The organism is Halorhabdus sp. CUG00001 (assembly GCF_009797925.1).
In the GTDB taxonomy this organism is placed as follows: Archaea; Halobacteriota; Halobacteria; order Halobacteriales; family Haloarculaceae; genus Halorhabdus.
Genome location: NZ_VOLB01000001.1, coordinates 1,930,053 through 1,950,994, shown reverse-complemented (window position 1 = coordinate 1,950,994; position 20,942 = coordinate 1,930,053). Strand labels below are relative to the sequence as shown.

Here is a 20,942-nt window from a genome sequence, read left to right as displayed (position 1 = left end):
GCCGGCTACTCGAAAGCCCTGGTGAACTCACTCTCGGGTGCGGAACGCGGATTGCCTGACTTCACCCGCTCACGCTATCGTTCGTGGGCCCAGAAATCGTCTTCGACGGTCACTTCCTTTTTGAACAGCGGGACTTCGGCTTTCACACGATCGATGGCGTCTTCGACTGCGCTGAAGGCCTCGGCCCGATGCCCGGCGAGGACGACAACGTAGACGACGTCTTCGCCGGCTTCGACGACGCCCGTCCGGTGATGGACCAGCACTTCGAAGACACCCTCCTGGTCGGTCAACTCTTCCCGGATTGTCCTGATGCGTTCGGCAGCGACCTCGTCGTAGCGCTCGAATTCGAGGGATTCGGTCCGGGCGTCCTCGGGGGCGTCTTTCACCCGGACGCGACCGGTAAACGTCGCGATCGCACCTGCGTACTCGGCCTGTTCGGACCCGACTGCCCGCGCGATCAGCGAGTCCAGCGTCACGTACGGCTCGACACTTTCGATCGCCTCGACGGCGGCGTCCAGATTCACACCGTCGGCCGAACTCGCGGCTAAGAGTGTCTCGCCGGTGTGGTCTCGCCCGCCCAGCGCGATCGTCGGGAGAGTCGCGTCGCTGTATCCCTCGACGAGCACGTACTCGTAGTCGGGCGCGAGGTCGTCCAGAACAGCCCCGAGTGTCCGGTCAGTCCCCGTCCCGAACCACGTTCCGTCGGCCTCGATCCCGTAGGTTTCGGCGGCACCTGCCTCCCGGTGGCGGGCAGTGTCAGTCCCGGTGGTGTCGATGTCGGGAGTACACCGGAGGTGTTTGACGGTTGCGACCGGTCCGCGATCGGCGAGTCGCTCGGTCAGACGTTCGATTAGCGTGGTCTTTCCTGCATCGGAGGGGCCGACTATCGAGACCGGCTTCATCGTTAGGGTAGGGGGGATCGGTGCCCTTGAACCTGCTGGCGAAAGTGTCCAGCCGAACGCGTTCACCGGCGTGCTTTTCGGCGCCCGGGGCCTACGAGATCCTATGACAGAGCGCCGGGAAATGCGCGAACTGGTAACTCCCGAAGACGCTCGCGAGGCGATCGCGGCCGTCGAGCGGCCCGCCCGGACTGAGGCGGTTCCAGTCGAGTCCGCGTCGGGCCGCGTACTCGCCCAACCAGTCACGGCATCGATCGACGTGCCCGGCTTCGACCGGGCGGCGATGGACGGCTACGCCGTCCGGGCGACAGATACGACGGGGGCCGGCGAGACGAACCCTGTCGAACTCGGTGTCGAGGGCTCTTTGGCGGCCGGGGAGGAGCCAGATTATCGGGTCCGGCCGGAAACGGCCATCGAGATCGCGACCGGCGCCGTCTTGCCGCCCGGCGCCGACGCCGTCGTGAAAGTCGAGCGTACCGAGCGTCGGGGCGAGACTGTCGCCGTCGAGCAGGCCGTCCCATCCGGAACGAACGTCGCACCCGCGGGCAGTGACGTCGCGGCCGGCGATCGCACGTTGAGTGCCGGGACGCGACTCGCGCCGCGAACGCTGGGGCTGTTGTCGGCGATCGGCCAGGAGACTGTCACTGTCCGTGCGCGCCCGGACGTCGGCGTCGTTTCGACCGGCGCTGAACTCGTCGCTCCCGGTAGTGCTCTCGATCACACTGCCGGCCAGATCTACGACGTCAACGAAACCACTCTCACCAGCGCGGTCCGGGCGGCAGGCGCGAATCCGGTCCCATATGGTACGGTCGAAGACGACGAGGACGCGATTCGCGAGACGTTACAGCGAGCGGCCAAAGAGTGCGATCTCGTCCTCACCTCCGGGTCGACGAGTGCTGGGAGCGGCGATATGCTGTACCGGATCGTCGAGGAAGACGGCGAGTTGTCCGTCCACGGCGTCGCGATCAAGCCCGGCAAGCCGACAGTCGTTGGCCGGTACGGCGGGACGCCGCTGGTCGGGCTGCCAGGCTATCCCGTCTCGGCGCTGTCGATCTTCCGGTTGCTGGTCGCGCCCACGCTCCGCCGGTGGACGGGCACCGAGCGGGACGCCGAAACCGTCACTGCTGAGCTGGCCGTCGAGGAACGGTACGCCGAGGGACGCCACCGCGCACTGCCGGTCGGGTTGATTCGGGACGGTGCGGACGAACTCTTGGCCTATCCCGTCGACCGAGGGAGCGGCGCGACGACGAGCCTGGCCTACGCCGACGGGGTCGTCGAGATGCCGGCCGACACGCGCGTCTTGCCGGCCGGCGAACGCCTCGCAGTCGAACGGTTTTCGACGGCCGATCGCCCCCCTGCCCTGCTGGCAGTTGGGGAATCAGACCCCGGATTTGCGGCTGCGATCGCCGGGATCGACGCGACCCGTTATCGCACGATTGGAACCCGCGGCGGTGCCCGCTGGCTCCGGGACGGTATCGCCGATGTCGCCGTCCTCACCGGCGATTCCCACCCCGGGGACAGCGAGACTCTCGCGACCTGGACGCGCGAGTGGGGCGTGGTCCTTTCTGCGGACGCGACTGACGTCGAATCGCTCGAGGAGCTGGCCGTCGGTGACTATCGACTGGTCAACCGCGACCGTGAGTCGGGGCTGCGAGCGGTATTCGACGCGGTGATCGACCAGCGAGCCGAGCCCGAGGCACTGCGGAAGTCGATCGACGGGTACGATGTGGCGGTTCCGGGCCTCGAGAGTCCTGCCCGCCGGGTCGCCCGCGGTGACGCGGATGCCGGGCTTGGCCTGCGATCGACCGCGAGTGATCTGGGACTGGCGTTCCTGTCGCTTGGCACCCAGCGTGTGCGTGCCGTCGCAGCGAGCGGTCGAACCGGGAAATCCGGGGTCACATCGCTGGCACGAACCCTCGATGAGGCTCGCTTCCTCGCCGGTCTGGATGGCTATGCAGCCGACTGACGAAGCGACGGCAGTCGTCCTGGCCGGTGGGGGGAGCCGCCGCTTCGCCGATGGTTCGAAAGCCCTCGCTACCGTCGACGGGGAGCCGATGCTCGAACGCGTCGTCCGAACGGCCGCGTCAGTGACTGATGGGACGCCGATCGTCGCCGTGGGATCGGCCGACCAGCGTGAGGGCTATGCCGACGCCCTGGATACAGCCATCCGGTTCGTCGTCGACGCCGGCGATCGTGCGGGGCCGCTCGCAGGGTTGGAACGCGCTGTCACTGTCGCTGACTCGGGGTGGCTGCTCGTCCTCGCCTGTGACCTTCCGCTGGTCGACCCTGGGGTGCTCTCTTGGCTCGCGGACCAGCGCTCCCCGGAAATCGACGCGATCATCCCGGAGACCGGCGGCGAGACTCACCCGCTCCACGCGTGGTATCGCCGCGAGTCCCTCCGCAACGAACTGGTTACCAATCCAGAGACTCAACGTGTCCGTGAGTTGCTCGACGGACTGGCAGTCCGGCCGATTCCGGCGGCGGAACGCCCGGACGAATTCGATCTGGCGCGGTCGGTTCGGAACGTCAACACGGTCGCCGAGTTGCGACGCGTCCGGCAGGCCATCGACGACGAGCGGGCGGATGGTGAGGCGGGCGATCTTGATTCAGCGAGAGAATCCCGCCCTTCCCGTGAGTGACGAGTGTTCCGACGCTCAGTCGGAACCGAGGACTGAACAGGGGCATGGCAAGACCGAAGGTCTTGCTGTCGTTCGAGAGACGGAGTCTCTCGTGATGACGAGACGCGTAGCGTCTCGAACCACACCCGAAAATCTTCGATTTTCGAGGACGGGAGTGACTCGCGTACGCTCTGGTGAGAGACCGTCACTACTTCGCCCGGCTGGATATTCAACGCTGACACGAACCATTAAGTCATTTTACTGTCAAGGGCTATGTATGGTGAATCTGGTCACAACACGCACCATTACAGCGACACTCACCAACGACCGTGACGGTGTTGTGCGTGACCTGGATTCACTCGCTCGTTCCGGCAGTAAAATCTGGAACGTCGCTCGGTGGACTGCAGGCCGCATCTGGGACGAAACCGGTGAAATACCCGATGAAGGACCGCTCAAGTCCTACATGAAGAACCAACCGTGCTGGAGAGATTTGAACGCCCAATCAAGCCAGGCAATCGTCGAAGAATTGGCTGGCGCTTTCCAGTCCTGGTTCGAACAAGATGACCCAGACGCCAACCCACCGGGCTACCGCAAACACGGTGACGAACGCCCACGCTCGACAATCACGTTCAAAGAAGACGGGTTCAAACTCGATACCAAACACCACCAAGTCCGCCTCTCGAAAGGCACAAACCTGAAAGACGGATGGAGTGACTTCGTTCTCTGCGAATACGACACCGGGCCAGACGCAGACCTGACTGCCGTAGAAGACGTACAACAGGTCCGCATCGTCTGGACCGGCGACCACTGGGAACTGCACTTCGTCTGTAAAGTCGCCATCGACACCGCCGACTCGTCTGGCGAGAAGACGGCTGGTGTTGACCTTGGTATCTGCAATACTGCCGCTGTCTCTGTTGGTGACGAGACGCTGTTATATCCGGGGAACGCCTTGAAGGAGGACGCCCACTACTTCCGACAGGAAGAATATGACACGGAAGGCGAAAACGGTCCAAGCGCCCATGCTGAATGGGCACGACAGAAGAAATCCCGGCGGCAAAATCACTTTCTCCACGCAGTTTCCAAAGACATTGTAGAACAATGTGCTGACCGAGCAGTTGGAACAATTGCGATTGGTCATCCAAAAGACATTCGTGAGGATGAAGACTGGGGTCGTCATGGGAACAAGCGCCTGCATGATTGGGCGTTTGAAACCATCCTGAGTCACATCGAGTACAAGGCTGAGGAACGTGGGATTGACGTAGAGCGTGTTGACGAGTACGAGTTGGCTACATCGGTAACGTGCTGTGAGTGTGGCATAAAAGCAGATTCGAACCGGGTTGAGCGCGGATTGTACGTGTGTGAGAACTGCGAACTGGTTGCGAACAGCGACCTAAACGCGGCGGAGAATATGCGTGCGACGGTAACTCCAAGTCCTGCTGAGGATAGGAGTAACGGCTGTCTGGCCCAACCTTCGGTGCGCCTGTTCGATAAATCGACGGGGAGAATAGCCCCACAAGAACAGGTCTGCCCGTAGACCAGCAAATATCCCAACGCTTGCGGTGCGGTACGGGAAGCCTCGCCGTCGTCGGGCGTAGCCCGACTGCCTGAGGGATCTTCGATCCCTCTCCGTTTACGGCGAGGAGGAGGTCACTAGCCGGTCCTGGTCTTCCGTGGGTCTGTGCAGTGTTCCGCGAGCCGAGCCGAACAGGGTGATCACAATGTACAGGCGGCTGCCCGCCGACTCCGCGAGCGGGCAAAGCGAGAGAAGCGGCGCCAACTTGCAGTGGCCCGCCGGGATGTCGATGACTGCCACCACGAGGCCCTCGAACAACTGGCCGACCAACTCGTCGCGAGACTGCTCGCCCGGCCCCAGGCGGCGCTTTCGCTGGCCGAAGAGTGTCACGACGAGGAACTTGCGGAGACACTTCTCTCTGTACGATCTGGACTCCTGATCAGTCCCCATCGGGCTTCTTTCGTGGGGACGTCCGGCGCTCGCCGTCTGTTTCGAGACACTCCGCGAGTAGCTTCCGCTGGGCGGCCGCCAGGTGTTCGGTGAACGTCGGCGTCGCAATCCCGAGGGTGTCGGCGATCTCCTCGGCGCTCGCTTGCCGTGGGTACTCGAAGTACCCTTCCTCGTAGGCCGTCCGGAGCACTTCCCGCTGGCGGGAAGTCAATTCGTCCGGATCAGTGACCCACAGCGGGCCGGCGTCGTTCTCCGGCGGCGCACGGACCAGCTTCCCGACCTGAACGCCGTCGTGAGTCTCCCGCAGCGCTGAGACGATCGCGCGTATGCCGTCGAGCTCCCGGGCGAGGACTGTCACGAACAGCGTGCCGTCGGCGGCCTGGACGTCCCGGACGGTACAGCCTTCGCGCTCGATACACTCACAGACACAGCCCCGGCCGGGCGTGCGCGCCAGCCGGTAGATGGTCCGGCGGTCGTCACTGAAGATGGCTGTCGCGTCGCCGAGGGAATCCGGCCGCTTGCCGTCCCGGACCGTGAACTCGTCGTGGACGCGTCCCTCGCCGTCCGGGACGCCACTTCGCGAAACCGACGCGACCGGCCCACACTCCCGGGACGCGGCCGCCACGTCGCACTGCTTGGGGTCCTCGACGACGAGTTCTGCCCGAATACCCTCCATTCTCTCTCTATGTACAGCCCCACGACCCATATTTCGTTTGGGCCGAACGGGTTCGGGTCGAGTCGCCATTCGCTTATAAACATCTGCCCGAACATATTTCATTATCTTCTAACATAAAAGCCCTCAGCGTTGAGGTTCTCAAGCTTTGGGGGGAGAGACAGCATATCGATGTGACCGACATCTCCGCTCATCCGCTGCTGTCCCGAGCGCGAGATATCAGTTTACAGTGATCAATATGAGACGGTCCACACTCGTCATCGCGGTCGTGGTGCTCGCCGTACTCTTGCCGATGTGGTTCGTAGCGCTGCACGGCGAGCCCCCCGCAGCAGAGATCGCGATCGACCAGAGCGTCTCCGAAATGCAGCCCTTGGGGAGCCTGGTCGATACGCCGAACAAACTCTCGCCCAGCCAGGTCGGGGTGATCATCTGGGTCGTCCTGTTTGCCCTCGTGGGCGTCCTGGCCGCCGCCCACCGGTTCATGAACCGGGCAGTGCGGCGATCGAGTCCAGGGGATTCCCCTTCGCTCCCGGATCGACTCCTCCCCTGGCTTGAGACCGAAGACCGGTGGCTGGTCGCCTACGAGGACGCGCCGGACTCGATCGAGGGCCTGGTCGCGATGGCCGGCCTGACGGTGCTTTCGATCGTCTTTGCCGCGCTGTTCACCGGCGAATACCTCACGCTTGCACGCACCCAGTACTTCGGGCTGTACGCGACCGGGCTGTTCCTCTCGCTGGCTCTGCTCACAGTCGCGTATTACGCCTGGTTCATGCCCCACGTTGCGGTGGCCGAACGGAGGGGTCACGGTGAGTGACGATTGCCCCTGTGAGTGCGACGAGGAGCAAGCCCCCGTCCGGCCGAGCCTCTTCGACGACGACCGGGCGACACTCCAGCGCCGTGACATCGCCAAACTCCTGGCGACGGGGGGCGGACTCACTGCTTTGGCCAGCCTCGCCGCACCGCTTGCGGGCCTCCAGCAGGTCTTCCAGCGCACCTACACCGGCCCGATCTACGGTGAGAGTATCCCGCTGGTTGATGGGGACGGCAACCGGATCACGCCCGATCGCCTCGAAGCAGGCGAGCAGTTGACGGTGTTCCCCGAGCCCCGGCCCGGGATCGGCGACGCACCCACGCTGCTCGTGCGCTTCCCCGAGACCGACTACGGCGACGGGACCGAACTCGCCTACACCGTCGAGGGCTATGCGGCCTACTCGAAGATCTGCACGCATGCGGGCTGTACCGTCTCCGATCGGGAGGACGACACACTCGTCTGTCCGTGTCACTACGGAAAGTTCGATCCGACAAACGGTGCGGCAGTGACAGGGGGGCCGCCACCCCGAGCGCTGCCCCAGCTCCCGATCACGCTCGCCAGCGACGGCCATTTGATCGCGACGGGCGACTTCGACGGCCACGTCGGCGCGGGGGGTGAGTGATGTCCCGAACTCGCCGCCTCTATGACTGGTTCGACGACCGCCTCGATCTGGGTGACGCCGAGGATTTCCTCGGGAAAGCCTTCCCTGCCGAAGACTCGTTCCTGCTCGGGGAGGTCGCGCTGTTCTCCTTTGTGATGCTCGGGCTGACTGGCATCTTCTTGGCCTTTTTCTACGAGCCGTCGACAGCAGAGATGACCTACGAGGGAAGTGTCGCCAAATTCCAGGGCGAAGACCTGCCGGCAGCCTTTGGCAGTGTCCTCCAGTTGACCTACGACGTGCCTTTCGGCATGTTCATCCGTCGGTTCCACCACTGGGCGGCCCACCTCTTTGTCGCCGCGATCGGCCTGCACATGCTGCGGGTGTTCTTCCACGGGGCCTACCGCAACCCACGGGAGATCAACTGGGTCGTCGGGACCGTGCTGGCGATCCTGGCGATGGGGGCGGCTTACACTGGCTACGCGCTGCCCTTCGACGAGTTCGCCTCGACGGCGACCGGGATCGGCTACAACATCGCCGGCTCGATCCCGATTCTGGGAGATGCTATCGCCGCGATCGTCTTCGGTGGGGATTTCCCCTCCAGTGCGACGATCCCGCGGTTGTACTTCTTACACGTCTTCCTCATTCCGGCGCTGATCGCCGTTGGCCTGGCGGCCCACATGGGGCTGCTCGTCCGGCAGAAACACACCGAGGCACAGCGTGAGGAGGACGTCGAGCCGGTCGATTCGTCGGCGGCCGCCGACGGCGGGGTCAACCACGATACCGTCGATCGCGAGGACGATAGTGTCGTCGTCGGGCTCCCGGCCGTCCCCAATCAGGCGGCAGTCAGTGCTGTCGTGTTCTTCCTGACGCTGGCGACGCTCTCGGCACTTGCCGGGTTTCTGCCCGTCCACAACATCGCCGAGTACGGGCCGAACAACCCGGCGGGCACGCCTGCGCTGATCATGCCCGACTGGTTTTTCATGTGGCTGTATGGCTTCCTGAAAGTCCTGCCCTCCTCGCTGGGCTTTCACATTGGCCCGATCGAGATCAGCGCGGAGTTCCTCGGCGGGGTCGCCCTGCCGGCGCTGGTCTTCCTGGCCGTGTTCGCCTGGCCCTTTATCGACCGGCGGCGGGAGAGCGTCCACTTCACGGCCGATCCCTTCGAGCGACCGGTCCAGACGGGCGTCGGCGTCGCCGGCGTCGTCTTCGTCATGATCGCCTCGATCGCGGGCATGAACAACCTGCTCGCCGAGGCGCTGGGGACGACGACTGGTGCCGTCAACCTACCGCTCCTGGCCGCGATGATCGTCGGTCCGATCGCTGCCTTCGGCATCGTCCACTGGGCGATCACCCGCGAACGCGAGCCCGACGAGTCGCCGGCAGGATCGGACGACGACACAGCCCAACCAGTGGAGGTGCCCGACGATGAGTGAGTACCTGCCGGCGCTGTCCGGCCGGACGTATCGACGCGTAGATACGGCGAGTAAACTCGCGGGCCTGGCGGTAGCGACTGCGGCCCTGGAGGTTGGGCCGACGACCGCTGCCGGGATCGTCCTCGTCGTGATCGGAGCGATACTCGCGACTGCAACCGTCTTCATCGAGAACCAATGAGCGACGCAAATCCATCCGACGACAGTACAGACGGCCTCTCGCGCCGTGACTTCCTGCTGGGTGCCGGTGCGGCCGGCGTGGTCGGCGCGACCGGCCTGTCGGTCGCCGACCGGGCACTTGACGGCCTCGAAACCGTCGAGGACCCGATCGGCAATTACCCCTACCGCGACTGGGAGGACTTCTACCGCGAGGAGTGGGACTGGGATTCGGTCGCCCGTTCGACCCACTCGGTCAACTGCACCGGCTCCTGTTCGTGGGACGTCTACGTCAAGAACGGCCAGGTCTGGCGCGAACAGCAGGCCAACGACTACCCCCGCTTCGACGAGAGTCTGCCCGACCCCAACCCGCGGGGCTGCCAGAAAGGGGCCTGCTATAACGACTACGTTGACGCCGAACAGCGCGTCCAGTACCCCATGCGCCGAACGGGCGAGCGCGGGGCTGGCGAGTGGGAACGCATCTCTTGGGACGAGGCCCTGACGGAGATCGCCGAGCACGTCATCGAGGAGGTCCAGGCTGGCCGCTACGACGCGATCTCCGGGTTCACGCCGATCCCGGCGATGAGTCCGATCTCCTTTGCGTCGGGAACCCGGCTGGTCAACCTCCTGGGCGGCGTCTCCCACTCTTTTTATGACTGGTACTCCGACCTGCCGCCGGGCCAGCCGATCACGTGGGGCCACCAGACCGACAACGCCGAGAGTGCCGACTGGCACAACGCCGAGTACATCATCGCCTGGGGGAGTAACATCAACGTCACGCGTATCCCCGACGCGAAGTACTTCCTCGACGCCGGCTACGAGGGCGCAAAGCGCGTTGGGATCTTTTCGGACTATTCCCAGACTGCTATCCACACCGACGAGTGGATCGCCCCGGACCCCGGGACCGACACCGCCCTGGCGCTGGGGATGGCCCGCACCATCGTCGAGGAAGGTCTCCACGACGAACAACATCTCAAAGAGCAGTCGGACATGCCACTGCTCGTCCGGGAAGACACGGGCAAGTTCCTTCGGGCCGACGAAGTGCCGGATCTCGATGTCGACGCCGACGAGCCCGAGAAGGTCATGGTCATGCAGGACGGCGACGGGAACCTCCGCGCTGCGCCTGGCTCGCTGGGCGAGCGGTCGGGGAAGTACGACGATTCGCTGTCGATCGAACTCGACTTCGACCCCCAGCTCGCCGTCGAGGATACCGTTGCGACGACCGACGGGCAAGTCTCGGTCACCTCGGTCTGGAACAACCTCCGGGAGGAACTGGCCAACTACACGCCCGAGTACATCGCCGAGGAGACCGGCGTCGGGGCCGAAACCCACCAGCAGATCGCCCGGGAGTTCGCCGACGTCGACCGCGGGAAGATCATCCACGGCAAAGGTGTCAACGACTGGTATCACAACGACCTTGGCAACCGCGCGATCCAGTTGCTCGTGACGCTGACCGGCCACATCGGCCGGAACGGCACCGGCGTCGACCACTACGTCGGTCAGGAGAAGATCTGGACGTTCAAAGGCTGGAAATCCCTCTCGTTCCCGACCGGCTCCGTCCGTGGTGTCCCGACGACGCTGTGGACCTACTATCACGCCGGAATCCTCGAAAACACCGATCCGGATACGCGCGCGAAGATCGAAGAGGCCGTCGAGAGGGACTGGATGCCGGTCTATCCCGAGGAACGTGAGGACGGCTCCCGACCCGACCCCTCGACGATGTTCGTCTGGCGTGGCAACTTCTTCAACCAGGCGAAAGGCAACATCGCTGTCGAGGAAGTTCTCTGGGACAAGCTGGATCTCGTCGTAGACATCAACTTCCGGCTGGACTCGACGGCGCTGTACGCTGACATCGTGCTGCCGGCCGCGAGCCACTACGAGAAACACGACCTCAACATGACGGACATGCACACCTACGTGCATCCGTTCACGCCCGCCGTCGAACCCATCGGCGAGTCCAAGTCCGACTGGCAGATCTTCAAGGAACTCGCGGCGAAGATCCAGGAGCTCGCCATCGAGCGGGACATCGACCCGATCGACGACCGCAAGTTCGATCGGCAGATCGACTTGCAGTCGGTCTACGACGATTACGTCCGAGACTGGAAGACCGACGAGGCGGGTGGTCTGGAAGAAGACAAGGCCGCCTGTGAGTTCGTCCTCGAACACTCGACGGAGACCAATCCCGACGACGGCGGCGAGATCACTTTCGCCGATACCGTCGAACAGCCCCAGCGCTTCGAGGCTGCGGGCGGCCACTGGACTTCCGATCTGGAGGAAGGGAAAGCCTACGCGCCCTGGAAAGACTTCGTTCAGGACAAGGAACCGTGGCCTACCCTCACGGGCCGCCAGCAGTATTACATCGATCACGACTGGTTCTTAGACGTCGACGAGCAGTTGCCCACCCACAAGCGCCCGGTCGAGACGAACGACCAGAGTGAGTATCCGCTGCGGTACAACACGCCCCACGGCCGGTGGTCGATCCACTCGACGTGGCGCGACAGCGAGAAGATGCTCCAGCTCAACCGGGGCGAGCCCGTGGTGTTCATCCATCCCGAGGACGCCCAGCATCGCGGGATCGAAGACGGCGACACCGTCGAGATCTACAACGATCTGGCGACCATCGAGGCCAACGCCAAAATCTACCCGGCCAGCGAACCCGGAACGGTCCGGCACTACTTCGCCTGGGAGAAGTACCAGTACCCCAGTCGCGACAACTTCAACTCGCTGATCCCGATGTACATGAAACCCACCCAACTCGTCCAGTACCCCGAAGATTCGGGCGAACACCTCCACTTCTTCCCGAACTTCTGGGGACCGACCGGCGTCAACAACGACGTTCGCTGTGATATCAGGCCCAAAGAAGGGGGTGAGGACTGATGGCCCACGATGACGTCGAGATCGCCGACGGCGTCGACCACCAGGTTGCGATGGTGATGGATCTCAACAAGTGTATCGGGTGTCAGACCTGCACGGTCGCCTGCGAGACCCTTTGGACCGAACGGGAGGGCACCGAGTACATGTACTGGAACAACGTCGAGACCCGCCCCGGATCCGGCTACCCACGTGACTGGGAATCGAAAGGTGGCGGCTGGGAGTCCGAAGAGCACAACGAGCGCTCCGTCGGCGAGATTCCCTCCCAGGAGGAGTACGGCGAGGCCTGGGAGTTCGACCACGAGGGCATCCTCAAGGAGGGCGAGGACAAGGCCCTCAAACCCGAGAACGGCGATCCCGAGTGGGGACCCAACTGGGACGAAGACCAGGGTGCCGGCGAGCATCCCAACAACTACTACTTCTACATGCCGCGGATCTGCAACCACTGCACCCATCCCTCCTGTGTGGAGGCCTGCCCCCGGAAGGCGATCTACAAGCGCGAGGAAGATGGCGTCGTCCTGGTCGATCAGGAGCGCTGTCGGGGCTACCGATACTGTGTCGAGGGCTGTCCCTACAAGAAAGTCTACTACAATGCCGTGACGAAAAACAGCGAGAAGTGCGTGTTCTGTTACCCTCGCATCGAGGGCGAGGGACCGGACGACGAGGTGCATCCGCCGGCCTGTGCGGATCAGTGTACGACCCAACTGCGGTTGGTGGGCTACCTCGACGATCAGGACGGGCCGATCTACAAACTCGTCGAGCAATACGAAGTTGCCCTCCCGCTCCATCCGGAGTACCAGACGACGCCGAACGTCTACTACATTCCGCCGGTCGCCCCGCCACAGCACTCAGAGGACGGCGAGAGCGTCGACGTCGAGCGCATTCCCCGATCCTACCTCGAAGAGCTGTTCGGCGAGCAGGTAAACGACGCCCTGGACACGATCGAGCGCGAACGCGCCAAGGTCGAACGCGGCGGCCACAGCGAACTCATGGAGATCCTCCAGGACAAGAATCCTGCCCAGCAGTACCGTTTGGAGGTGTTCGACGATGACTGACGACAGGAACGAATCGTCGAGCTCGGGACGCTTCGCCTCCCGGTGTTCGACGATGACTGACGATAGGAAGGAATCGTTGAGCTCGGGAGACGAACGAAGTGAGTCTCCCGGTGTTCCAATGAGCGAACGAAGTGAGCGAATTGGAGCTCGCCGGAACGGCGTTCCGGGGGTGTTCGACGATGACTGACGCTGCCCAGGGACGACGCCCACTGCTCGTCGCCGGCCTGCTCGCGGGCCTGCTGGTCGCCAGCGCCGCCCTCGTCCCGTTGATCGCCGATGCCCGCCCGGCCCGTGAGATTCCCGTCGAGAACGTCGATGGATCGCTGGCCGATCCGGGAGCGGACGGCTGGAGTGACGTGCCGGCGGCAACGATTCCGCTGGCGAGTGCCCCCAGTGGCGTGCCCAACGCCGACGATACCAGCGTTCGCGCCGTCGAGGTCGAGGCTGCCACGACGGACGACACGCTGTTCGTCCGCCTGCGCTGGGCTGATTCGAGCACTGATCGACAGACGAGTTCGCCACGGGCGTTCGCCGACATGGCGGCCATCCAGTTTCCCGTCAACGCCACGACCCAGCCGGCGATCGCGATGGGGAGTCAGAGCAATCTGGTGAACGTCTGGCAGTGGACGGGCACCGGGACGACCCAGGAACTACTCGCCGGCGGCCCGGGCTCGACGACGGCGTTCGAACAGCCCCAGGTGAGCGTCGAGGCGACGCGGACCACGATTGGCGAGGATGGCGGCTGGAGCGTCGTCTTCACGCGAGCGTTGAACGCTTCGGTCGACAATCGGACGCAGTTGGCTGCCGACGCGGATCTGAACGTCGCCTTTGGCGTCTGGAACGGGGACAATACCGAACGCGCCGGTCAGAAAGCCGTCAGCGAGTGGTACTACTTCCCCTTTGGACCTGCGGAGGACGGTGCCCCCTTCCAGACGATCCTCTGGGCAGTCGCCGGCATCGCGATCGCACTCGTGATCGCGGTCACGGCCATCAGCGTTCGTCGGGCCGGCCAGGAGGCTGAGTCGGGATGAGTGACACCGACGCCGCCGGGCCAGACCAGCCCGACACTCGTCTCGACCGTGAAGCTGTCGAACCCGATCCGGCCGCCCGAGGCGTCCTCTACCAGACGCTCGCCCGGGTTTTCGAGCACCCGACCGAGCAACTCCATGCCGATCTCGCTGGCGGAGACATCGAAACCGGACTGCGCGATGCGCTCGCAGCGACCACTCTCGAAGTGACGGTGCCCGCCCTCTCTGTCGAGGACGACTACCGGCAACTCAGTGCGCGGTACAACGGCTTGTTCGCCCTCGGATCGGCCGTCACCACGGACCGAACCGACGGCTCTGTCGAGACCGAGGGGCCGGCCGTCTCGCTGTACGAGTCGAGTCATCGGGACGACGCGACCTGGGAGACGGTCAACGTCGACCTCGCGCGAGCCTACGAGTACTACGGACTCTCGGTCGACACTGACGAACGTGACCACCACGACAACCTCGGCCTGCAACTGGAATTCGCCGGCTATCTCGCCCGCCGGGAAGCCCTCGGCGAGGACGACGCCGCGGCTGCCCGCCGGGACCTTCTTGACCGCCACCTGACTGTCTTTACGGATTCACTTCGAGAATCCCTTGCCGAACCCGCCACAGCGGGAATCTACACTGTTCTGGCTACCGTCTTGGATCGAGTCGTCGCGGCCGATCACGCGGACTTGACAGACCGTCTCGACACCTCTGCCTCGACGGACGGACGCGAGGTGAGTTGGTGATGGCTGGACGCGTCCCGGCCCTGAATGCCGTTGTGGCTCCGCGGTCAGTTCACGGTGTGACACTCGATCGCGTCACGCTTTCGGCCCCGGCGGTCTTTGCGGTGGCGACGCTGTTCGTGAGCCGGCTGGCGATCAACGCACGGACGCCTGTCCCGTTCGATCTTGTTGCCGTCCAGGACCTTCTCGTCCCCGTCACGGCGCTTGCCTGTGCCGGCTCACTGATCGCGATAGCTGTCCTCGACGCTGGGGGTTACGAGACGGTCGGGCTGGCGTTCGTCGGCGTCTTCGGCGTCACCGGCACGATCGCGCGACCGGCTTCCGTGCCCGCCGTCGTGGCACTCGTCGCCGGGTCGGGTGTGGCCGCCGGGGCGCGACTGTATGCAGAGCGGACGTTCCCCATCGGCCCGGCCGTCGTCACCGGTGTCCTCCTCGGTGGCCTCACGGCCTCGCTTGGGAGTTCCCTCGGGATTGCCGCGGCGACAACCCGATCGCTGGGGACACAACTGACGTTGCTCGGCGTCGCTGGGACACCGATCTTCCTCGTGCGGGGCCGGACCGACTACCTGGCAGGTGCTGTGGCAGCCGGGTTGCTGGTGGCCCTCGGGATCGTTGCACCGTTCTTGCTCGGGGCGACCGGCCTCGTTGCCGGCGGGATCGTCGGGGCCTCGCTCCCGCTGATGGCGCTTTCGGTCGGCGGGCTGACAGTCACCGCGAGTGCCGCGTTACGAACGCGCCAACATGCAGCCACACTGGGCGCCGGCTTGCTGCTGTTCGCTGGCGTGCCGGCGACGCTTCCGCGCGCAGTCGCTGTCGTCCTCGCGCTCGTGTTGCTCGTCGAGACGGCGACCGGAGGTGCTCGTGATGCCTGAGCCCGATCGCGACCAGGCGGCGGACGAGCCCGACAGCAGTGACCCCGCTCATCCGGACGTGACGACCAGCCGGGCGGACGTGACACTGGGCGAGGCCAGCCAGGCGGAGTTCGCGGCAGCCGACACCGATCCGGTCGCCGAGGACGGCCTCGCGGCCCTGCTCGACCAGTTGGCTGCCAAAGCGGCGACCGAACGCCAGCGGGCGGCCCTGGCACTGGCCGAGCGCGGTCCCAGCGAGGCGGCCATCGACGCACTCGGAGACCGGGCGACGGACGATCCAGACGCCCTCGTCAGACAGTTCGCCGTCGAAGCCCTGGGAGAACTGGCCGACGCGACGCCGGCGGCTGTTCTTTCGGCCACTGACGATCCAGACCCTTGGGTTCGTGCTGAAGCGATCGTCGCCCTCGATCACCTCGACCGGGCGGGACAGGCCGACCGGATCGAGGCGGCTCTCGACGATACACACCACGCAGTCCGACGGAACGCTGTCATCTCGCTGTGGAAGAGCCGCGGTGCGGACGCGCTGCCGGAACTGCTTGCCCTGACCGACGACGACAACGATCGTGTCCGGGAGTGGGTCGCCGAACTGCTGGGTCGGATCGACGATCCGGACGCCGAGGCTGCCCTTCGAAAACTCCGGGCCGACGAGGCGTCCATCGTCGCAAAGACCGCTGCACACGCCCTTGAGGGGGATGGTTCGATGCCGGGGCCACCCGGCGGAACCGCCCCGGACGGGACCGACCCGACTGGATCGCACGACCAACCGCCACAGCTCTGAGCGACCGCCGACGCCACTCACGAAGCAATGACAACCGACACGCTTTCCTCGCAGGTCAGGCGCTCGATCGATGCCATTACCGACGAAGGGGCAGCGAGCCCGATCGAGGTACTGTTCGTCGGCGAGGGCGCGGTCTGGCTGGTCGCCGATCCCGACTCGATCGACAGCGACGAAGCGATGATCGATCTCTTTCGCACGCTGGAGGCGATCCCCGGCGTCGAGACGCTGTACGTCGAGCGAGCCGACACGATCGGGGCGGACCCGGGCCAGCCGTCGTGAGCCGTCTCCGGTCGAACACGTTCGGCACGGGCGACTTGCCTGGAGACGGCAACGTCTTCCCATGGATCGGTATGCCACGACATTTCTGGTTCGACGGGCGGGCGCTGACTGCACTGGGGTGAGGTAGCGTGCGGCCGACCGATATCGACCCGAGTGAGCGGCCGGTCGTCCTCATCTGGGAGTTGACCCAGGCCTGCGATCTGGCCTGTAAACACTGTCGGGCCGAGGCTGAAGACCTCCGTCACCCCGATGAACTCACAACCGAAGAGGGCAAGCAACTCCTCGCCGACGCCGCCGACTTCGGCGACGACCAGCTCGTTGTCCTCTCGGGCGGTGACCCACTCTACCGGGACGACGTGGCCGAACTCGTCGAGTACGGCACCGAGCAGGGATTACGGATGACGCTGACGCCAAGCGGGACGGCCTCGCTGACGGCCGACCGGATCGACGACCTCGCCGAGGCCGGCCTTCGCCGCATGGCGGTGAGTCTGGACGGCCCGGATGCCCAATCCCACGACGAGTTCCGAAAGGAAGAGGAGAGTTTCGCCCAGACGATCGCGGCCGCCCGTGCTGCACGCGACCGGGGGCTGCCGTTGCAGGTCAACACGACTGTCTGTGGGGAGACAGTTGAGGACCTCCCGGCGATCCGCGAGCTGGTGGCCGATCTCGGGGCGGTCCTGTGGTCGGTGTTCTTCCTCGTGCCAGTCGGTCGCGGGACCGTCCTCGACCCCATTTCGCCCGAGCGTGCCGAGACGGTGATGGAATGGCTCGTGGACGTCAACCAGGAAGCCGATTTCGGCATCAAGACGACCGAAGCACCCCACTACCGGCGGGTCGCACTCCAGCACCACCGGGAGAGCGGCGGCCGACCGCCCAGTGGGAACGGCGAGTCCGCCGGCGACGATCGCTCGACGGGCATCACGGCCGGCAACGGCTTCGCGTTCGTCAGCCACACCGGCGAGGTGTTCCCGTCGGGCTTTCTGCCCAACTCGGCCGGGTCGGTTCGCGAGGCGAGTGTCGTCGACATCTACCGCAACGCGGAACTCTTCGAGCGACTGCGTGACCCTAACGAACTTTCCGGGAAGTGTGGGGCCTGTGAGTTCCGGTTCGTCTGTGGCGGCAGTCGCTCACGAGCGTTTGCGACCACGGGCGATCCGATGGCGAGCGACCCACTGTGTGGGTACGTTCCCGACGGCTACGACGGCCCGTTGCCCGAGGGTATGGCGGAACATCCGGCCGATTGAGTTCTGGCGAATTGTTCGGTTACTTTTCTTCCAGCCAGGGCTGCCGGAGCCGATCGGATTCCCCGTCTCCTGTAAATCGGGCCCAGACCACCAGCAGGCTCGGCAGGACGAAGACCGCCGCGAGGAAGGCGTAGACGATAGTGAGCGAGGTGATAAGGCCGAACGACTGGAGGAAGGGCAAAATCGCGACGAGCAGAACGGCGAAACCAGCAGCGGTCGTGGCTGCACTCGACAGCAGGGCCCCGCCGGTCCCAGTCATCGTCTCGTGTAAGGCCGCTGCAATCGTCTCCGCGTCCTCGAGTTCCTGGTTGAACCGCTCGCTCACGTGCAGGCTGTAGTCGACGCCGAGCCCGATCGTCAGGCCGGTAATCATCCCCGTGACGATGTTGAACGGGATTTCGAGCAGTGCCATCGTTCCGAGAACCCACGCCAGCGTCATGGCGACGGGAACGATCGTGATGACGCCGAGAGTCGCACTCTCTTCGGTCACCCGGTAGGCGATTGTCAGGACTGCAAGTACCGACAGAAGCGCGACGATGAGACTCAAAATGGCCGTTTCGGCAAGCTGGTCGGCGGTGATCTGGTTGACGATCACGCCACCCGTCGCGATCGCGGAGACGCCACCGCCCTCGACGTCGTCGGCGACCCAATCCATCTGATCGGTGACTGTCTCGCCCTCAGCGTTACCGTCGACCGTCACGACCATCCGAACCGCCTCGTACTCACCGCCGTCTCGATTGATTACGTCCCCGGCTGCGTCTGGTGCGACGCGATAGAGTTCGTCGAAGACCGCCGTGACGTTCCGGTCAGGGACGCCATCATCGTCAGTGTCAGCGGCCGCGATCGTCGCGTTGAACGAGACGTTGTCAGCTGCCACGTTGTCCATCACTGTGATCGGATCCGAAATGGCGGCTGCACCGCCGGCGTATGTTTCAGTCACAGAAAGGCCACTGGCGTTCATCCGTGCGTCATCTATCCGATCAAGCGTCGCCGGATTTGTCACGTCACCACGGACGAGGATCGTCGCGGTCGTATCTTTCCTGACGAATTCCTCGTTGAGGATATCTATCGCGGTCTCAGCAGTATACGTCCCGGGTGCGATCGGTTCGGGGAGGTCTTTCAGCCAGTCGGCCGGATCTTCGGCGAGGAAGTCCGATTGCTCGAAGCTCGCGTCGATCTCGGTCGCGCCGTAGGCCCCGCCGGCGCTGATCAACACGGCGACGACGATGACGACGTAGGGTGCCGTCGTCGCCAGCGTCGCACCCGTATCCAGCAGTCGGTTGATCGGGCCGCGTCCGGTACCGACTGCGGGCTTTACCCGATCGAAGCCGTGAGATTCCAGCAGCTCATCGAATTCGACTTTCAGCGCCGGGACGAGGACGCCAAAGACCAGCAGTGCGGCGACAATGCCGATCGCGCTTACGACCCCGAGTTCGCGGAAGATCGACAGGGGACTCGTGAGGTTCGACAGAAAGCCGATGACGGTCGTCGTGGTCACGTACACCAGCGCGATTCCGACGCTTCCGAGCCCGACAGCCATTGCTCCGGATGGCGAGGTGTCTCCCTCGGCACGCTCCTCTCGGTAGCGCATTACGACGTGGAGTCCGTAGTCGATCGAGAGGCCGATCAGCAAGACGAGGACGACGATGAACGGCTGACTGAACGCAATGTCGAACCAACCCATCGCGCCGAACGTCCAGACGAGAACCAGTCCGATCCCGCCGAGTCCCAGCAGGATGTCCAGCAGATCCCGATAGACGACGACGAGGACAAACAGGACGAACGCCGCGGCGAGCGGGCCGACCAGCAAGATGCTGTCGGTCATCGAATCGATAATCTCCGTCGAGACGATTCCGTCACCGTAGACGAGCACGGACATCGACCCGTCGTCGGGAGTGAGATCCCCAAGGGCGGCCTGTGCGTCTTCGATCTTCTCAGGTGCGTCGCCAGGCGCGAACGAACCGCCGGGACTCTCCTGGGTAACGACCAGTAACGTGGCGTTGACGTCCGCGGAACCTGGCTCGTAGTAATCCGGCATGAACGCCAGCGCGTTCGATGACTGGCTTGCATTCTTGGCGAGAACATCCGCCGTGAGAGCGTCGATCTGTGAATCGTTCAGCGATCGCAGTTCATCGATCTGCTCGTCGAGATCGGGATCGAGGTTGGCGATGGCCGTCCGGTCGTCTTCGAGTGCTGCGTACTCTTCAGCGAGGATGCTCTGGTTGCGGTTCGGAGAGGTGTCCGCCGTATTTGTGCTACCGTTTGGTTCCGTTCCGTTCGCACCATCAAGAGTCCCGTTCGCCTGTGACGCACGGCGCTCCTCAATTGTCTCTGCAAACAGTGTGTAGTCGTCTTCAGTGAGATTCACCGAGGTGTTGGCGTCGACGCGCTCGAACGCCGGACGAACACTCGCATTCGGGTTCGCAACGAGGGACTCCAGCGTCTCGTGGAGTACAGCTCTCGTTTCGTTGAGTTCACGCTGTCGTTCCCGGACAGCTTCGATTTGGTTCTCGCGGATCGACGCTGTCGCAAGTCCCTGCGCGACGCTGGCCGTCGGGGTTTCGTCTGCGAGCGTCTCGTTGACTGTCTCGTTATGACGTAGCGACTGTTCGTATTCGAGCATCGCGAGTAGCGTCTCTTGATCGAGGACATCGTCGTCCTGGACGATGACCTGTGCCCGCGTCGCGTTTGCAGTCCCCGACGAGAAGTTCGCGTCGGCATACTCCAGCGCGTCGGCTTCCGCTGCGTCGGTCTGGAATTGATCGAGCGAGGTCGATCGGTCGAGCATCGTCACCCCGGCACCGACGACGACCGACGCGACAAGCATGACAACGATGACGACTCGTGCGTTGTCCGCGATAGCTTGGGCGACGCCAGGCGTCATTGACGGGTACCTCCAGCCTGTCTCACTGTGTTACCGAACGATCGTTCGG

Annotated in this window: 19 protein-coding genes; 15 read left to right on the top strand and 4 right to left on the bottom strand. The window is 64.3% G+C overall.

Translation table 11 applies throughout. From position 1 onward, the window contains the following. Nucleotides 1–74 precede the first annotated feature (74 nt). On the bottom strand, nucleotides 75–902 hold the full coding sequence (locus FR699_RS09745; protein WP_158855302.1) for a molybdopterin synthase: 828 nt from the start codon (nucleotides 900–902) through the stop codon (nucleotides 75–77). 103 nt (nucleotides 903–1,005) lie between these two features. Between FR699_RS09745 and FR699_RS09740 the strand changes: the two genes are divergently transcribed. The 3 genes from FR699_RS09740 (at nucleotide 1,006) to FR699_RS09730 (ending at nucleotide 5,051) form a co-directional block, all read left to right on the top strand. Next, nucleotides 1,006–2,865 carry a molybdopterin biosynthesis protein gene (locus FR699_RS09740; RefSeq protein WP_158855301.1) on the top strand — a complete coding sequence of 620 codons (1,860 nt, stop codon included), beginning with the start codon at nucleotides 1,006–1,008 and terminating at the stop codon, nucleotides 2,863–2,865. Continuing rightward, a complete protein-coding gene (locus FR699_RS09735; protein WP_158855300.1) occupies nucleotides 2,852–3,538 on the top strand; it encodes a molybdenum cofactor guanylyltransferase in 687 nt (228 codons plus the stop codon). The genes FR699_RS09740 and FR699_RS09735 overlap by 14 nt, the downstream gene beginning before the upstream one ends. Nucleotides 3,539–3,794: 256 nt before the next feature. After that, nucleotides 3,795–5,051 (top strand): RNA-guided endonuclease TnpB family protein, encoded by a 1,257-nt coding sequence (locus FR699_RS09730; RefSeq protein ID WP_158855299.1) that lies wholly within the window; start codon nucleotides 3,795–3,797, stop codon nucleotides 5,049–5,051. Between the two features lie 96 nt (nucleotides 5,052–5,147). Here the strand turns inward: FR699_RS09730 and FR699_RS09725 are convergent, their stop codons facing one another. Further along, complete coding sequence (locus tag FR699_RS09725; protein WP_158855298.1) at nucleotides 5,148–5,480, bottom strand: hypothetical protein; 333 nt, start codon at nucleotides 5,478–5,480, stop codon at nucleotides 5,148–5,150. Further along, the gene (locus FR699_RS09720; RefSeq protein WP_158855297.1) at nucleotides 5,470–6,156 is read right to left on the bottom strand and encodes a helix-turn-helix domain-containing protein; all 687 of its coding nucleotides are present in this window, start codon (nucleotides 6,154–6,156) and stop codon (nucleotides 5,470–5,472) included. Before FR699_RS09720 ends, FR699_RS09725 begins: the two co-directional genes overlap by 11 nt. A gap of 235 nt (nucleotides 6,157–6,391) precedes the next feature. Here FR699_RS09720 and FR699_RS09715 point away from each other — a divergent pair, with 235 nt between their 5' ends. From FR699_RS09715 to FR699_RS09660, 12 genes are all read left to right on the top strand, one after another. Continuing rightward, nucleotides 6,392–6,967 (top strand): hypothetical protein, encoded by a 576-nt coding sequence (locus tag FR699_RS09715; protein WP_154552974.1) that lies wholly within the window; start codon nucleotides 6,392–6,394, stop codon nucleotides 6,965–6,967. After that, on the top strand, nucleotides 6,960–7,586 hold the full coding sequence (locus tag FR699_RS09710) for a ubiquinol-cytochrome c reductase iron-sulfur subunit (protein ID WP_158855296.1): 627 nt from the start codon (nucleotides 6,960–6,962) through the stop codon (nucleotides 7,584–7,586). The genes FR699_RS09715 and FR699_RS09710 overlap by 8 nt, the downstream gene beginning before the upstream one ends. After that, on the top strand, nucleotides 7,586–8,998 hold the full coding sequence (locus FR699_RS09705) for a cytochrome bc complex cytochrome b subunit (RefSeq protein WP_158855295.1): 1,413 nt from the start codon (nucleotides 7,586–7,588) through the stop codon (nucleotides 8,996–8,998). Before FR699_RS09710 ends, FR699_RS09705 begins: the two co-directional genes overlap by 1 nt. Further along, complete coding sequence (locus tag FR699_RS09700) at nucleotides 8,991–9,176, top strand: hypothetical protein (protein WP_154552977.1); 186 nt, start codon at nucleotides 8,991–8,993, stop codon at nucleotides 9,174–9,176. The genes FR699_RS09705 and FR699_RS09700 overlap by 8 nt, the downstream gene beginning before the upstream one ends. Continuing rightward, nucleotides 9,173–12,028, top strand: coding sequence for a molybdopterin-dependent oxidoreductase (locus FR699_RS09695; protein WP_158855294.1), 2,856 nt, complete (start codon nucleotides 9,173–9,175; stop codon nucleotides 12,026–12,028). The genes FR699_RS09700 and FR699_RS09695 overlap by 4 nt, the downstream gene beginning before the upstream one ends. Next, the gene (locus FR699_RS09690) at nucleotides 12,028–13,077 is read left to right on the top strand and encodes a 4Fe-4S dicluster domain-containing protein (RefSeq protein ID WP_158855293.1); all 1,050 of its coding nucleotides are present in this window, start codon (nucleotides 12,028–12,030) and stop codon (nucleotides 13,075–13,077) included. Before FR699_RS09695 ends, FR699_RS09690 begins: the two co-directional genes overlap by 1 nt. Nucleotides 13,078–13,256: 179 nt before the next feature. Beyond that, complete coding sequence (locus tag FR699_RS09685) at nucleotides 13,257–14,108, top strand: ethylbenzene dehydrogenase-related protein (RefSeq protein WP_158855292.1); 852 nt, start codon at nucleotides 13,257–13,259, stop codon at nucleotides 14,106–14,108. Next, nucleotides 14,105–14,839 (top strand): molecular chaperone TorD family protein, encoded by a 735-nt coding sequence (locus tag FR699_RS09680; RefSeq protein ID WP_158855291.1) that lies wholly within the window; start codon nucleotides 14,105–14,107, stop codon nucleotides 14,837–14,839. The genes FR699_RS09685 and FR699_RS09680 overlap by 4 nt, the downstream gene beginning before the upstream one ends. Further along, nucleotides 14,839–15,708, top strand: a complete 870-nt coding sequence (locus tag FR699_RS09675; protein ID WP_158855290.1) for a hypothetical protein — start codon at nucleotides 14,839–14,841, stop codon at nucleotides 15,706–15,708. Before FR699_RS09680 ends, FR699_RS09675 begins: the two co-directional genes overlap by 1 nt. Next, the gene (locus FR699_RS09670; RefSeq protein ID WP_158855289.1) at nucleotides 15,701–16,486 is read left to right on the top strand and encodes a HEAT repeat domain-containing protein; all 786 of its coding nucleotides are present in this window, start codon (nucleotides 15,701–15,703) and stop codon (nucleotides 16,484–16,486) included. Before FR699_RS09675 ends, FR699_RS09670 begins: the two co-directional genes overlap by 8 nt. A 27-nt stretch (nucleotides 16,487–16,513) precedes the next feature. Continuing rightward, nucleotides 16,514–16,765: a hypothetical protein gene (locus tag FR699_RS09665; RefSeq protein ID WP_154552983.1), complete on the top strand. Its 252-nt coding sequence runs from the start codon at nucleotides 16,514–16,516 to the stop codon at nucleotides 16,763–16,765. 128 nt (nucleotides 16,766–16,893) lie between these two features. Beyond that, entirely contained in the window at nucleotides 16,894–18,009 is a 1,116-nt protein-coding gene (locus FR699_RS09660; protein WP_158855288.1) for a TIGR04053 family radical SAM/SPASM domain-containing protein, read from the top strand. Between the two features lie 19 nt (nucleotides 18,010–18,028). Here the strand turns inward: FR699_RS09660 and FR699_RS09655 are convergent, their stop codons facing one another. Continuing rightward, a complete protein-coding gene (locus FR699_RS09655) occupies nucleotides 18,029–20,893 on the bottom strand; it encodes an RND family transporter (protein WP_199268311.1) in 2,865 nt (954 codons plus the stop codon). Nucleotides 20,894–20,942: the final 49 nt, after the last annotated feature.